Annotated in this window: 10 protein-coding genes; 6 read left to right on the forward strand and 4 right to left on the reverse strand. The window is 52.5% G+C overall.

Annotation, left to right across the window (positions count from 1 at the left end; genetic code table 11):
- The first annotated feature begins 51 nt into the window (after positions 1–51).
- The 4 genes from QEH52_RS03225 to lpdA all read left to right on the forward strand — a co-directional run bounded on the left by QEH52_RS03225 (position 52) and on the right by lpdA (position 6,162).
- The gene (locus QEH52_RS03225) at positions 52–408 is read left to right on the forward strand and encodes a hypothetical protein (protein ID WP_308948586.1); all 357 of its coding nucleotides are present in this window, start codon (positions 52–54) and stop codon (positions 406–408) included.
- A 158-nt stretch (positions 409–566) separates the two neighbouring features.
- Positions 567–3,323, forward strand: a complete 2,757-nt coding sequence (locus QEH52_RS03230) for a 2-oxoglutarate dehydrogenase E1 component (RefSeq protein ID WP_308948587.1) — start codon at positions 567–569, stop codon at positions 3,321–3,323.
- A 70-nt stretch (positions 3,324–3,393) separates the two neighbouring features.
- Positions 3,394–4,656: a 2-oxoglutarate dehydrogenase complex dihydrolipoyllysine-residue succinyltransferase gene (gene odhB / locus QEH52_RS03235; RefSeq protein ID WP_308948588.1), complete on the forward strand. Its 1,263-nt coding sequence runs from the start codon at positions 3,394–3,396 to the stop codon at positions 4,654–4,656.
- Positions 4,657–4,755: 99 nt separating this feature from the next.
- Complete coding sequence (gene lpdA / locus QEH52_RS03240; RefSeq protein WP_308948590.1) at positions 4,756–6,162, forward strand: dihydrolipoyl dehydrogenase; 1,407 nt, start codon at positions 4,756–4,758, stop codon at positions 6,160–6,162.
- A 117-nt stretch (positions 6,163–6,279) separates the two neighbouring features.
- Here the strand turns inward: lpdA and QEH52_RS03245 are convergent, their stop codons facing one another.
- Together QEH52_RS03245 and QEH52_RS03250 are read right to left on the reverse strand one after the other, a co-directional pair.
- Positions 6,280–6,810: an ecotin family protein gene (locus tag QEH52_RS03245; RefSeq protein ID WP_308948592.1), complete on the reverse strand. Its 531-nt coding sequence runs from the start codon at positions 6,808–6,810 to the stop codon at positions 6,280–6,282.
- Positions 6,811–6,867: 57 nt separating this feature from the next.
- Positions 6,868–7,932 (reverse strand): quinone-dependent dihydroorotate dehydrogenase, encoded by a 1,065-nt coding sequence (locus QEH52_RS03250; protein ID WP_308948593.1) that lies wholly within the window; start codon positions 7,930–7,932, stop codon positions 6,868–6,870.
- A gap of 192 nt (positions 7,933–8,124) precedes the next feature.
- On the opposite strand from QEH52_RS03250, the gene QEH52_RS03255 reads away from it, so the two are divergent.
- Positions 8,125–8,874, forward strand: a complete 750-nt coding sequence (locus QEH52_RS03255) for a hypothetical protein (protein WP_308948595.1) — start codon at positions 8,125–8,127, stop codon at positions 8,872–8,874.
- Positions 8,875–9,128: 254 nt separating this feature from the next.
- Here QEH52_RS03255 and QEH52_RS03260 read toward each other — a convergent pair whose 3' ends face one another.
- On the reverse strand, positions 9,129–9,773 hold the full coding sequence (locus QEH52_RS03260; protein WP_308948596.1) for a hypothetical protein: 645 nt from the start codon (positions 9,771–9,773) through the stop codon (positions 9,129–9,131).
- 505 nt (positions 9,774–10,278) lie between these two features.
- Here QEH52_RS03260 and QEH52_RS03265 point away from each other — a divergent pair.
- Entirely contained in the window at positions 10,279–13,164 is a 2,886-nt protein-coding gene (locus QEH52_RS03265; protein WP_308948597.1) for a vitamin B12-dependent ribonucleotide reductase, read from the forward strand.
- 81 nt (positions 13,165–13,245) lie between these two features.
- Here the strand turns inward: QEH52_RS03265 and QEH52_RS03270 are convergent, their stop codons facing one another.
- Positions 13,246–14,052 (reverse strand): helix-turn-helix domain-containing protein, encoded by an 807-nt coding sequence (locus QEH52_RS03270; RefSeq protein WP_308948599.1) that lies wholly within the window; start codon positions 14,050–14,052, stop codon positions 13,246–13,248.
- Positions 14,053–14,148 lie beyond the last annotated feature (96 nt).

The raw sequence follows: 14,148 nt of genomic DNA on the forward strand, positions 1-14,148 counted from the left end.
AGCAAGCGGGCGAAGCTTGATTTAAGGAAAAAGCGTCCCATCATACACCCCATGAAACCACGAAGCCTACGCCACCGACTCGAAAAAATCGCCAAGCTGCTAGTGACCGTTCACAAGCACACGCCGGAAGTTGACTGCCTGATCAACCAAGACAAAGGCCAACACGGCCATGTCGTGCTTGACTTCGCAGGCAGCGGCATGAGTCGCTCCAAAATGAATGCGCTCGGAAAAGACCTACAAACTAAGGGCTATACATTCACCGAGAAAAATAGCCCCTGGCTAGGACAGATCACCTACACCGGACGCGAAGAGGATAAACCAACGGTGGTATTCACCCTTCCAATCGTCAAAGATCGCCTTGCGATCAACGAAGAAACCCACGAAAAAAGCTATACTTTCGGAAGCTAAATAAGCTTGACATCAAGGTAAACGCTATTCAGGCAGCAATTAAAAAGGAATCCTGAAATTAGAGTTTCGAATAACGAGCAATTCTTCGCATAAAGATTTGTGTTGCTAATAAGTGTGAAGTAATCGTGAGATCACACAACTGCCCACCAGAAATCTCCATGAATCACTCAACTATCGCGAATCGCTGGAATGCCGATTTGATCGACGAAAACTACGACCTTTGGCGCACGAGCCCTGAAACCCTCGACGCTGAATGGCGTGCCTTTTTTGAAGGTTTCGAGCTCGCCAGTGAGGAGCTATCCGATCCATCCGCCCCCTCAACCGGCACGGACATTGCCAATGTCAGTCCCACACAAGCGGACAGTGATGCCACACGGCAAGCACGCGCGATTGGCCTGATTTACGCGTACCGCTCCATCGGCCACACCATCGCAGCCTTCAATCCGCTCACGAAGGAAGCTCCCACCAATCCGCGTCTGACTTTAGAGCGGCTCGGTTTTGAAGAGTCCGACTTGGACCGTGTATTCCACACGGGCAACTACCTAGGCGGCACAGAGATGACGCTGCGCGAGCTCATTGAACGCTTGGAAAAGACCTATTGTCACACGATCGGGGCGGAGTACATCCATATTCAAGAGACGCCGAAGCGCCGCTGGATCCAGGCCCGCATCGAGCCTGAGTGTTTCATCCCCCGCTTCACAAAGGAAGAGAAGCACCGGATCCTGAGTACCATCATGCAGGCCGAGGACTTCGAGAACTTTCTGCAGACACGCTATGTCGGTCAGAAGCGATTCTCACTTGAAGGCGGCGAAACATTGATTGCTTGCCTAGAAAGCGTATTGGAACGCTGCAGCCAAAATGGCGTCGACGAAATCGTCATGGGCATGGCCCACCGCGGCCGTCTCAATGTATTGGCCAATTTCCTGGGCAAATCCTTCGACTACATCTTTCGCGAGTTCTCAGAGAACTATGTACCCGACACCATTTACGGCGACGGTGATGTCAAATATCACTTGGGCTTTGAAACCAGTCGTAAGACAACGGATGGCCATGAGGTCGAGATACGCTTGGCAGCCAACCCCAGCCACTTGGAGGCGGTCAATCCCGTCGTCGAAGGTAAAGCACGTGCGCGTCAACGCATTCGCGAGGACCTCGATCGCAAGCGTGTATTGCCTATTCTCATTCACGGTGACGCGGCCATCGCAGGTCAAGGCATCGTAGCCGAAGTCTTTAACTTCTCACAGCTGAAGGGCTACCGCACGGGCGGCACGATTCACTTTGTAATCAACAATCAAATCGGCTTCACCACCGATCCTTCTGAGGCGCGCTCCAGCCGCTACTGCACTGACGTGGCCAAAATCGTGGAAGCCCCCATCTTCCACGTCAATGGCAACGATCCGCTGGCCGTCGTCGCCGCAGTGGAGGCCGCCTTCGACTACCGACAGACCTTTGGCTGTGATGTAGTGATCGACATGTATTGCTGGCGCAAGCACGGGCACAACGAATCCGACGAGCCTGCCTTCACTCAGCCAATCTTATATAAGACGATCTCCGAAATGCCGCTGATTGGGCGTGCCTTTGCCAAGCGCTTAATCGCCAGCGGGGAATTCACCGAAGAAGAGGTCAAGTCTATCGAGACGGCTTATAATAAAAAGCTCGAGATCGCCTTCGAGACCGCGAAGGCCAAAGAAGACGAAGCCATCGATCCCTTTGCAGAATCCAATGCAAAGGAGCAACCACCTTACAACTTCAAGGGCTTCGATACGCGCGTGCCCAAGGAGCAGTTGGAAATGATTGCCGAGCAACTCGCAAGTGTGCCCGAGGGCTTCCACGCGAACAAAAAGATCGTGCGACAGCTCAAGACGAAGCTAAAGGCGTTCAAGGAAAACACCGGCATCGACTGGGGCATGGGGGAAGCTTTAGCTTTCGGCAGCTTACTGATTGAGGGCACCCCCGTTCGACTGAGCGGTCAGGACTGTGAGCGCGGCACCTTTAGTCACCGCCACTCCGTGCTTTACGACAATCAGACACGCGAAAAATACGTGCCCCTACTGGACCTACAGGAAGGACAAGCACAGTTCTGCGTGCACAACTCGCTACTATCCGAAGCAGCGGTACTCGGTTTCGACTACGGCTATTCGCTGGACTATCCACAAATGCTCTGCATCTGGGAAGCGCAATTCGGCGACTTCGTCAATGGCGCCCAAGTAATCATCGACCAATTCATCACCTGTAGCGAATCCAAATGGGGCCGCCTGAGTGGCTTGGTCATGCTATTGCCTCACGGCTATGAAGGACAGGGCCCGGAACACTCCTCGGCACGCCTAGAGCGCTTCCTGCAAGCCTGTGCGGAGAACAATATTCAGGTCTGTAACGTCACCACACCGGCACAATATTTCCACTTGCTTCGTCGACAAATGAAGCGTGAGTTCAAGAAGCCGTTGATTCTGATGTCACCCAAGAGCCTGCTCCGTCACAAGAGCTGCGTATCACTGGTCGAAAACTTCACTGACAATGAATTTTGGTCTATCTTGGATGACGAGACCGTCAGCCGTAAGACAGCGAAACGTATCATCTTCTGCTCCGGCAAGGTCTACTACGATCTGACCGCGCACCGCGAGGCCAATGAGATCAAGGATACCGCTATCGTCCGGATCGAACAGCTCTACCCGCTCAACACGGATCTGCTACAACGTATCGCAGCCAATTATCCCAAGGCCAAGAGCATCGTCTGGTGCCAAGAAGAGCCGAAGAATATGGGTGCATGGAGCTTCATCGCACCACGCTTGATGGAAAGCATTGGCACATTGCCCGCATTCGCAGGTCGTAAAGGTTCCGCCAGCCCCGCGGTGGGCTCCTTGGCGGTGCATCGACACGAACAAAAGAAACTCATTGAGAAAGCCTTCTCGCTCTAAGCTCTAAGATCTAAGCTCTAAAAATTGGAGCGTGCGACGCTCCCCAATTCCAAATTCTAAATTTAATATCATGGCTACCGAAGTAAAAATCCCCGCAATGGGCGAATCAATCAGTTCAGGCATCTTAGCTGCATGGCATGTAAAAGATGGCGACTTTGTCGAAAAAGACCAAGTTCTCTACGAACTGGAAACCGACAAAATCACCTCCGAGGGCAGCGCCGAGGTCTCGGGTGTGATCTCGCTCAAAGCCGAAGTTGAGGACGAAGTCGATATCGGGCAAGTGGTGGCCACAATTGATGAGAGCGCCTCGGGCTCGAGCAGCGCAGCTGACAAGCAAAGCTCAGCCGACACTGCCAGTGCTGAAACAAGCAGCGAAGCCAGCGCCGAGCCAGCCGCTGCAGCCGCCACAGCAGCGGAGACTTCCTCGGAGGCAAAACCACTCTCCCCCGCCGCTCGTAAGGCAGCTGAGGAAACTGGCGTCGATACATCTAAAATCTCTGGTTCTGGCAAAGACGGCCGTGTGACCAAGAGCGACATTCTCGAAGCGGCCAAGGCACCCGCGCCCGCCGCAAGCCCAGCCCCTGCCCCGGCGTCTGCTCCTAAAGCTAGCAGCGCCCCCGCACCCGCTGGCGAACGCAAGGAAACACGTAAGAAAATGTCGCCCCTGCGCCGTAAGATTGCTCAACGCCTAGTGGCAGCGACGCAAGAGGCCGCAATGCTAACGACGTTCAACGAAGTCGACATGAGCGCGGTCATGAAACTGCGCAAGCAGCATCAGGAAAAGTTCGTCGAACGCCACGGCTTGAAGCTCGGCTTCATGTCCTTCTTCACTAAGGCTGTGACACACGCCTTACAAGCCGTGCCAGAGGTCAATGCTCGCATCGAAGGCAACGAAGTCGTCACACAGCACTATTACGATATCGGCGTTGCGGTCGGCACCGACAAGGGGCTCATGGTGCCCGTGTTACGTGATTGCGATAAAAAGGGTTTTGCGGAAATCGAAGGCGATATCATGGACTACGCCAAGGCAGCACGCGCAGGAAAAATCCAAATGAGCGACCTTGAAGGCGGTGTCTTTACCATCTCCAATGGCGGCATCTACGGATCCATGCTCAGCACTCCGATCGTCAATCACCCGCAACCCGCCATCCTCGGCTTGCATAACATCACTGAGCGCGCAGTCGTGATCAATGGTGAGATCGTAGCACGCCCCATGATGTATCTCGCACTGAGCTACGATCACCGCCTAATTGATGGCAAAGAAGCCGTGACTTTCTTGGTCAAAGTCAAAGAAGCAATCGAAGATCCTGCGCGCCTGCTCTTTGGCATCTAGTCGAGCGAGCGGTTACTCCGTTCACCCGTTGTCAGTTATTTAGTTCTAACATAATTAAACCGAAAACCAGCAAACAGAAAACTGGTTAACTCTCTCCTCATGTCTTCAGAAAATACATTCGACCTCATCGTCATTGGTTCCGGCCCTGGGGGCTATGTCGCTGCAATTCGCGGCGCACAGCTCGGCCTCAAAACTGCGATCATTGAAAAAGATAAGACGCTTGGCGGCACCTGCCTGAATGTAGGCTGTATCCCAAGCAAGGCACTGCTCCACTCGACCGAAATGTATCATTTCGCCGGACATGGCGCAGCGGAGCATGGGATCGACCTGACGAATCTCTCGATCAGCATCGAGCAGTTGATGGCGAAGAAAGACAAGACAGTCGCCCAATTGTGCAATGGCGTGCAGTTCTTGATGAAGTCCAACAAAATCAAAGTGTTTAACGGCTTCGGCATGTTGGCGGGCGAAAATAAAGTGCGTGTGAAGGGCGCCAAAGATGAGACGGAGCTAAGCGGCAAGCACATCCTGATCGCAACTGGTTCTTCCACGATTGAGCTGCCCTTCTTGAAGTTTGATGGCGAGACCGTAGTCAGCAGCGACCAAGCGATTGCATTCGACAAGGTGCCTGAAAAACTGGCAGTCGTCGGCGCCGGCGCCATCGGCCTGGAATTGGGCTCTGTTTGGGCACGCCTCGGCTCTAAGGTCGAAGTCATCGAGTTCCTACCGAACATTGCGCCCACCTTCGACAAAGACGTCTCCAAAATGGCTGAGCGCCTGTTCAAGAAGCAAGGCCTGAACTTTAATCTAAACACCAAGGTCACTGGCCTCAAAAAATCGAAGGGCAAGAACATCCTGACCGCCGAAAAAGACGGTAAAGCGGTTGAGTTTGAAGCTGACAAGGTGTTGGTCGCAGTGGGCCGCAAGCCCTACACCGATCGCCTCGGACTCGAAACTGTCGGCATTGAAACCGATGAGAAAGGCCGCATTCCTGTCGGTGAACATTTCAAAACTTCAGTCGATGGCATCTATGCGATCGGCGACGTCATTCCAGGCCCGATGCTCGCACACAAGGCCGAAGAAGAAGCAGTCGCTTGCGTCGAACGCATCGCAGGCCAAGCAGGACACGTCAATTACGAGGTCATCCCCAATGTAATCTACACCGAACCTGAACTCGCAAGTGTCGGCCTGACGGAAGCGGCGGCCAAAGAGAAAGGTGTGGAGTTCAACTCTGGAAAGTTCAACTTCGCTGGCAACGGTCGAGCCATCGCCAGCGACGGCACAGACGGCTTCGTAAAAGTAACTGCTTGTAAAAAGACAGATCGGATTCTAGGTGTTCAAATCATCGGTAAAGGCGCCTCTGAGCTGATCGCCGCCGCAGTCACTCACATGGAATACGGAGGCAGCGCCGAAGACCTCGGCCGCACAATTCACGCTCACCCAACCATGAGTGAAGCGCTGAAAGAAGCTGGCCTCGCTGTGGGCGGCAACGCAATCCACAGCGCGTAAGTAACCCTTAATTCTGCTGCCTGCAGCGATTGCATGCAGCGGCGCAGCCCCCTCTTCAAATATATTTTTCTAGCTTCAAAGCTACTGTGCTCGCTCGCGAGCGCCGTAGCTTTGAAGCTAGCCTTGCGGGGCAACTCGCAATTCCGCGGCACTCCAGACTTGGTATTTAACCTCGAAGCCCTCAGGCACGATGACCACGACGGGCACTTGGCTATTGTAAGGAATCGGTTCTAATGGGGCACTGACTTCAACAAAGCGCTCCACCTCCGGAGCTGCGGGGTTGACTGCCATCAGGGTGCCTGCCATGTGGCCCTCTGACTCCAGCTGGTAATACGTGTACCCCCAGCCTTCCACTGTAAGCGCTTCCAGTGTGCCCAACAGTCTGTAATTGTTGACTGAATCCGTGTGCACAGTCTTCCCGATCACCAGTGTCACAAAGTGCGCCGCCTCATCATCCAAGGCAGGCAAGCGGATAACATGACGCTGATAGCCTGGGTCCGCCAAGGGGAAAGCCTCCAGATCCTCGTCAAACGCGGCGACTTCCTTCGACGTGACTCGTACTGCAGCATCCCCCACAGCACGCGTGCTAGCGCAGCCCGCAGCGAAGATGATTAGTAGTAAAAGATGAATACGTATCAATAGCTTCATAGAGAGTAAGGAAGTACAGTGTAATACAGTCAGCAGAGCAAGCTGCCCACAAAGCAACTAGATCCAGTCCTCGCCTTTAGACTTCAAAGCTCGGGCTAACTCGCGCGCGAAGAAAGGTCCGCGGTAGACCCAACCCGTGTATATCTGGACCATTGAAGCACCCGCATCTATTTTTTCGCCTGCAGCTTCAACCGAGTCGATGCCCCCCACGCCGATGATCGGCAGTTTGCCTTCCGTCGACTTATAGATATAGTTGATGACCTCATTTGAATGGCGGCGGATAAATTCACCTCCACTCAGGCCTCCCGTTTCTTTACTCTTGAAGCCTTCGGGGCGCTGAATCGTGGTATTGGTCGCGATAATCCCATCGTAGTTCAACTCCAACAATACGCCCACAATCTCGTCGATTTCATGAAACGTAAGATCGGGAGCAATCTTAAGTAGCAAAGGATGTGGATCACGCCCCAGCTTCTTTGCATGCGCCAGATTTTCATGACGAATTGTCTGCAGTAATTCACGCAGATAGGTCGCGCCTTGTAGATCACGCAAGCCCGCAGTATTGGGGCTGCTGATATTAATAGTAAAGTAGTCCGCCTGATCCGCTAAAGTCCGAAAGCTAGACACATAGTCCTCGACCGCTTGATCCAGCGGGGTGGTCTTAGCCTTACCGATATTGACTCCGACAGGAATGCCGCGCTTGCCCTTCGGATAATTCTTCGAAAGCGCCTGTAGCATGACCTCCGCACCCTTATTATTAAAGCCCATGCGGTTGATCAACGAATGCTGCTCCGGATAGCGAAATAGTCTCGGGCGAGGGTTGCCAGGCTGCCCCTCGGGGGTGACCGTGCCCACCTCCGCATGACCAAAGCCCAAGGCTTCGATCGCACGCGGAAACTCGCCGTCTTTATCCATACCAGCAGCGAGGCCCACACGATTTGGAAACTCCAAACCAAACAGTTTCACCGGCTTATCTTCGCACACCTGATTATAACGGCGCACCAAATTACACAATGTCGGCAAAGCCCCCATTGTCATTAATGCGGTGCGACCGCGATCATGTGCTTGCTCTGGCTCCATCTTAAATAAAGCCGGGCGCACTAAGTTTTCGTAAATAAATCCCATAACGGTCTCTCTTATGCAGAATCTGAGAACGTAACACTCACTTTACGCAAAACAATGAAAAAGAAACATTGAAAAAAATTCTGACAAAGCACTTTACAATAGCGAAAACGAGTCTTTAACCCCTTGTATGGATTGCTACTGAACTCACTGTAGCCCCATCTCTAAGAAATACACAAAGCGTCTCCTAACCGTATGTCGAAACCTACTACTAAACTCACCTGGTGCAAAGCCCGCTTGGGCGAAGATATGAACTGGTGGATCAGCGAAATCAGCGATCCAGTACACTGGGATGTCGATGGCCTCGGAATGATCGATCCTCGCCAATTCCAGCACATCATTGACCTGCTTGAACCACTGAGCGATTACGGCCTACAAAACGAATTGGTCGACGATGCCTTTTACTCATTCGGCATCGACAGCGTGGACGAAGATAAGACGGTCTTGCTCAAGCGCGTGCAAGACAGCATCCTGGAGAGCGAAGACCCGCTCTTTGCCCTACCCGACGTATTAGACGAGGAAAAGGGCCCCTACGCAGACCTGCTGGACCATATCACCAAGCTGCGCGTCAAGATGCTCAACGACTTGATCGACTTTTCCCAAAACTTGACTGTGGAAGAACTCGAAGAAGAGATTCGCGAAGCACAAAACGCCGACTTCATGGAAGGCCGCGCTTCGCACTTCTTTAATGAGCTCACAGCCATCCTCGAATATGTGCCCGACGGCTTTGAACTCGACGACGATGAAGATGCCAAGCCTAAGAGCGAAGACGAGGAACTTGAAAAAGACCTCGCCGACGTGGAGGCAGGCACCGAAGTCGATGAAAAGATCGAAGAAGACGACACCATGAAATGGGACGAAGAGGAGGAAGAAGAGGAAGAAGACTACGAAGAAACCACTGCTCCGCCCGACGAAAATATCGACGACGAAGACGAGAAGCGCTAATTACTCGATCATCGCTCGACTATCGCTGAGCGCTTCTTGCAGCCCTCCCACAACATTCTGGAACAAAAGCCTCGCCCATTGGGTCGAGGCTTTTTTTTTGTGAAGAAAACAAGCAGAAATCGACTCGAAGCCATCGACCACAGACAAAAAAAAAGCATCCTCCCGATTGGAGAATGCCTTTTCTAAATTGATTTGCCTGCAGTAGTCAAAGTGGCTGCGCATCAGACGCGCAGCAACGAACGCGCAACAACGAACTAGCAGCTCGACTTAGCAGACACCGTGGCCTTTCTGCGCTTAACCCAATATAAACCAGCACTCCCCATCAACATGGATGCAGCCACCCCCGGCAGCGGTTGACCACTCGCTGGCTGAGTACCGCTCACACGAAACGCAAACTCAACCTTACTTTTGCCCTTATAGCCGTATTTACCTCCAAAGGTAAAGGCATCCTCGACACCCTTTTTACCTTCTTCGTAACCGATATAATTGTTCTTATTCTTAGAAATATCTGTGGTATTCCCGCGAGCGTCTGTCACGTAGAAAAGCAGACTGTCACCTTGCGAGAACTCACCAATGTCGATAAAGAAAGAGCCATTTTCCCAATCGCCGGAAATCTCGATATCTTGACTCGAGACCTGCCCCTTAGAGTCAGTGGACTTAACTGTCAGCGTCTTCCACTCAGAGATGTCGCCGCCATCCGTTCCGCAATGATCCTGACTGTTGACAAACTCAAGGGTCAGACTGCCATCAGTCGCCGCGGTCAGCGCCTCGGACTTACCTTTTTTGTCGTAGCTTACATATTCGCTATCAACATAATCCCCATATTGATAGGTTGCCATCAGCGATGATGCACAGAGCGATAAGCTCAGTAAGGCGAATGTGAGTGTTTTCTTGATCATATCTAGTATAGTTTAGTGGGTGTGGTGAGTCGGGGCACTGCTCATTTTTACATGCATTTCACACTATGCAACCATCGTGCCAAGTTCTAAGCATGAATTTCCCGAACAGACGATCAGCCCTGCCAATGCATGCATTCAAACGGCTCTAGCACTGATAAAAACACAGTCAGTGAGCTGTTAAAAAAAAACGCATCTATTTTTATGCGCCATCGCAGCAGAACAGAATCTTTAAATCAGCATACACTCCAAGCTGACATTAATACTGTAAAAATTACAATAGGAGCAAATTCTACAAAGCCGCTAAAATATGGCTGCAAATCAGCCCCCGAGCGTTCAACCAGCCCAGAATAAGCGACTCTTATGCCACACCCTACGAGCGCTCAATTCAAGAGCTCACATACATTTTCGTCGTGCAGCGTTGGCTGGAAACGATAGCACTAAAACCCCACAAATAGTGCATCAACCACCCAACAACCACAACATATAGTAAAACACGCTCACGCGCATGAAAAAAGAATCCCTCAATGCCGACCCCAACAAGCTAACAATCCATCGCACATTCTCATCCGCAGAGGTGCATCCCTACGACGAAATCACTTGGAGCTACCGCAGCACTGAGATCACGGACGACAAAGGCAAAGCGATTTTCAAACAGGACCAGGTCGAGGTCCCAGAAGCTTTTTCAGATCTGGCCGCTAAAATTCTATCTTCAAAATATTTCTATGGCGACATCGACAACGGCACGAATCCTCACTCCGGCGGCCGCGAATCCTCTTTTAAACAGGTCATCGATCGGGTCGCCGATACCCTCAGCGAATGGGGCCAAGCCGACGGCTATTTTACCGATGCGGCACAAGCCAAAGTGTTTAACGATGAGCTCAAATGGCTGCTGGTAAACCAATTTGGCGCCTTCAACTCTCCCGTCTGGTTTAATTTAGGCCTCTATCAAGCCTACGGCGTCGGTAAAGATTCTGGGAAGGGCAATTTCTACTGGGATCCGGAGCACGAGGTCGTGATGCGCGCCAACAATCAGTATGAGTATCCGCAATGCTCTGCATGCTTCATCCAGCACGTCGACGACGACATGGACTCGATTATGGATCTCGCCCGCTCCGAAGCCATGCTGTTTAAATTCGGCTCTGGCTCAGGCACTGATCTTTCCAGTATTCGCTCCACACGCGAAAAGCTCTCCGGGGGCGGCAAACCTTCCGGCCCACTATCTTTCTTATCGGTTTACGACGCCGTCGCCGGCGTGGTGAAAAGCGGCGGTAAAACACGGCGCGCCGCCAAGATGAACGTGCTCAAAGACTGGCACCCCGACATCGAAGAATTCATCCATGCGAAACAATTGGAAGAGCGCAAAGCCTGGGCCCTGATCGAAGAAGGCTATGATGCCTCCTTTAATGGCGAGGCCTATGCCTCCATTAAATATCAAAACGAGAACCTCTCCGTACGCGCGTCCGACGCCTTTATGCAAGCCGCCATCGATGGCAACAAATTCTTTACGCGTCGAGTGACCGATGGCCAGCCTTGCGAAGAAAAGGATGCCTCCTACCTACTAGACAAGATTGCCGAAGGCACCCACATCTGTGGTGACCCTGGCATGCAGTTTGACGACACCATCCATAAATGGCACACCTGCAAGGGCTCTGGACGCCAAAATTGCACAAACCCCTGCAGCGAGTATCTGTTCCTCGACAATTCCGCCTGCAACTTGGCCTCGCTCAATTTAATGAAGTTCCGCACCGCAAGTGGACTCGACATCGAACGCTTTGCTGCTGCGGCCAAGATCTTTATCATCGCGCAAGAAATTATCGTCGACCGCTCCTCCTACCCCACCGAAGGGATCACTTACAATAGCCACTGGTTCCGCACACTCGGGCTCGGCTATGCCAATCTCGGTGCCCTCCTGATGTCCTATGGCTACCCCTATGCCTCCGACGAGGGGCTCGGCCTGGCCAAAGCAATCACTGCTGCGATGACAGCTGTCGCTTATAAGACCTGCGCGGAATTGGCGGCCCTGAAAGGTCCCTTCGCAGGCTACCATGAAGCGGCACACTATGGCGTGCCGAATCCACCGGAAACGGACAATGTGGCTTCGATGCAGGCAGTCATCGACCTACACAAGAGTCATGCCGAAGCGCTCGACCACCACTCACCACAGCCGCTCGTCGACTTCGCCGTTCGCAGCTGGAAAGAAGCCTCCGATCTGGGTAAACGCTATGGCTATCGCAATGCGCAAGTCACCGTGCTCGCCCCGACGGGCACCATAGGCTTCCTAATGGATTGCGACACCACCGGTGTGGAGCCTGCAATTGGCTTGGTCGCCTATAAAACACTTGCCGGGGGCGGTTGCATGACTCTGCCCATTAAATCAATCCCACTCGCCATGGAAACCCTCGGCTACAATCAAGCCGCGATTGAACGCGTCTGCGCCCATGTCAAAGAATACGGCACCGTCGAAAATATCAAAGTCTCTGGCAAGTCGATCGAATCGGGGCTCAAGGACGAACATGTCCCCGTATTCGATTCGGCTTTCCGCTCAGGCCTGGGAGAGCGCTACCTGCCCTACACTGCGCACATCGATATGATGGCTGCGGTGCAACCCTTCCTCTCGGGAGCAATTTCCAAAACCGTGAACATGCCCGAAGAGGCCACCGTCAAAGAAATACGTGACACCTATATCCACGCATGGAAAAAGGGAATCAAAGGCATTGCCATCTATCGCGACGGCTCCAAGCGCTCGGCCCCGATCAAGACCCGCCAAGACAAAGCGGAGTCAAAACAAAGCAACGTGCAAGTCGTCACCGAGCCCTACCGCCGCCGCCTCGCCGATACCCGCGAGTCAATCACTCACAAGTTCAGTATCGCTGGCTCCGAAGGCTACATCACCATCGGTAAGTTTGACGATGGCCAACCAGGCGAGGTCTTTATCCAAATGGCAAAGGCCGGCTCCACCATCAACGGCCTAATGGACACTGTGGGCACGCTGGTCTCACTCTGCTTGCAATATGGCGTACCGCTGGAGACCTTAGTCAAAAAATTCAGCCACGTTCGATTTGAACCGGAAGGCATGACCAAAAACCCGCATATCCCCTTTGCCAAGTCAGTCATCGACTACGTCGCGCGTGAGCTCGGCATGGAATTTATCCCTGGCTACAAGCAAAAGATGAGCCCCGCGGTGCAAGACGACGATGATGCCTTCGAGGACAAAAATCCAAGTAGCACAGTCATCCCCAAAGAAGACCTCCAAATCGACACCAAACAATTAGAGTTCCTCACCCAAAGCGAGGGCAACCTCACCTGCCCCGAGTGCGGCAGCGGCAAAGTCAAAGTCACCGGTACCTGTGCCTGCTGCCTCAACTGCGGCACCAGTCTCGGCTGCAGCTAGTCCTCGCTGCCCGCGACAGCGCATGCAGAACCACTGCAGCAACAAAATAGATACGATTCGGCCGTGAGCTGATATCCCAGCTCACGGCTTGCTGCGACTCGCTGCGCCGATATAAGCGCGACGGTATTCGCTGGCAGCACGCCCGAAAAACTTGCGAAATGCGCGACAAAAATTCTCCGTATTGGCGTAACCATACTGACTGGCAATTAGCTTGATTGAATCATTGCTAGTGACCAGCGCATGCCCCGCTGCACGCATGCGCTTTTGAATCAAAAACTGTCGCGGGGTCTCTTTCATATGCTGCCGAAAGAGCATGTGCAGATGCGAGACACTCAAGTCTGCCGCCTTCGCAATATCATCGAGACCAATCGGCTCAGCAAAGTGTAGATTGATATAGTCGATCGCTTGATGCAAATTAGGGTGCAGCACCTCACGATCAACAATTTGGCGATACAGCTCGAGTTGAAACAATAAACGCGCCCACAGCAAATTTGCGATCACCTGCGCCCCCAAGGCAGCCGAGTGCATCGCATACAACATCTCATCTGCAAAGCGATGCATCACATGCCGATCATCCCATTGAAAATAACTGGGCCATTCAGGCAGACTCGCATCCGAGGCATACTCAAAATAGGCCACCAAGCAGCTGTAATAACTCCCCTCCGGGCTCCTTGACACCGTATGCTCCCCAGCCCGGTGACAGAAAACACTGCCCGCCCCATATACTGGGCCCGCAGTCGCCTCCGGCGCGTAAACAGCCCCCTCACGAATGATTTCGAAACAGATTTTATTGACTCCGATTAACGCAGGCCAGTTCGATCCACCAATGGGACTTGTATAGCTGGAAAGTTGCACCAAGCGTGGACATATTCCTGAACCTTCAATCATAGTTTTAGTCAATATACATTTCGAACTTAGCATGTTATATTGTTCATTCAACGCTATTATTAGCACATTAAGACAATCATACCACAAAGAACAAAA

Source organism: Thalassobacterium maritimum (assembly GCF_031127805.1).
In the GTDB taxonomy this organism is placed as follows: Bacteria; Verrucomicrobiota; Verrucomicrobiia; order Opitutales; family Coraliomargaritaceae; genus Thalassobacterium; species Thalassobacterium maritimum.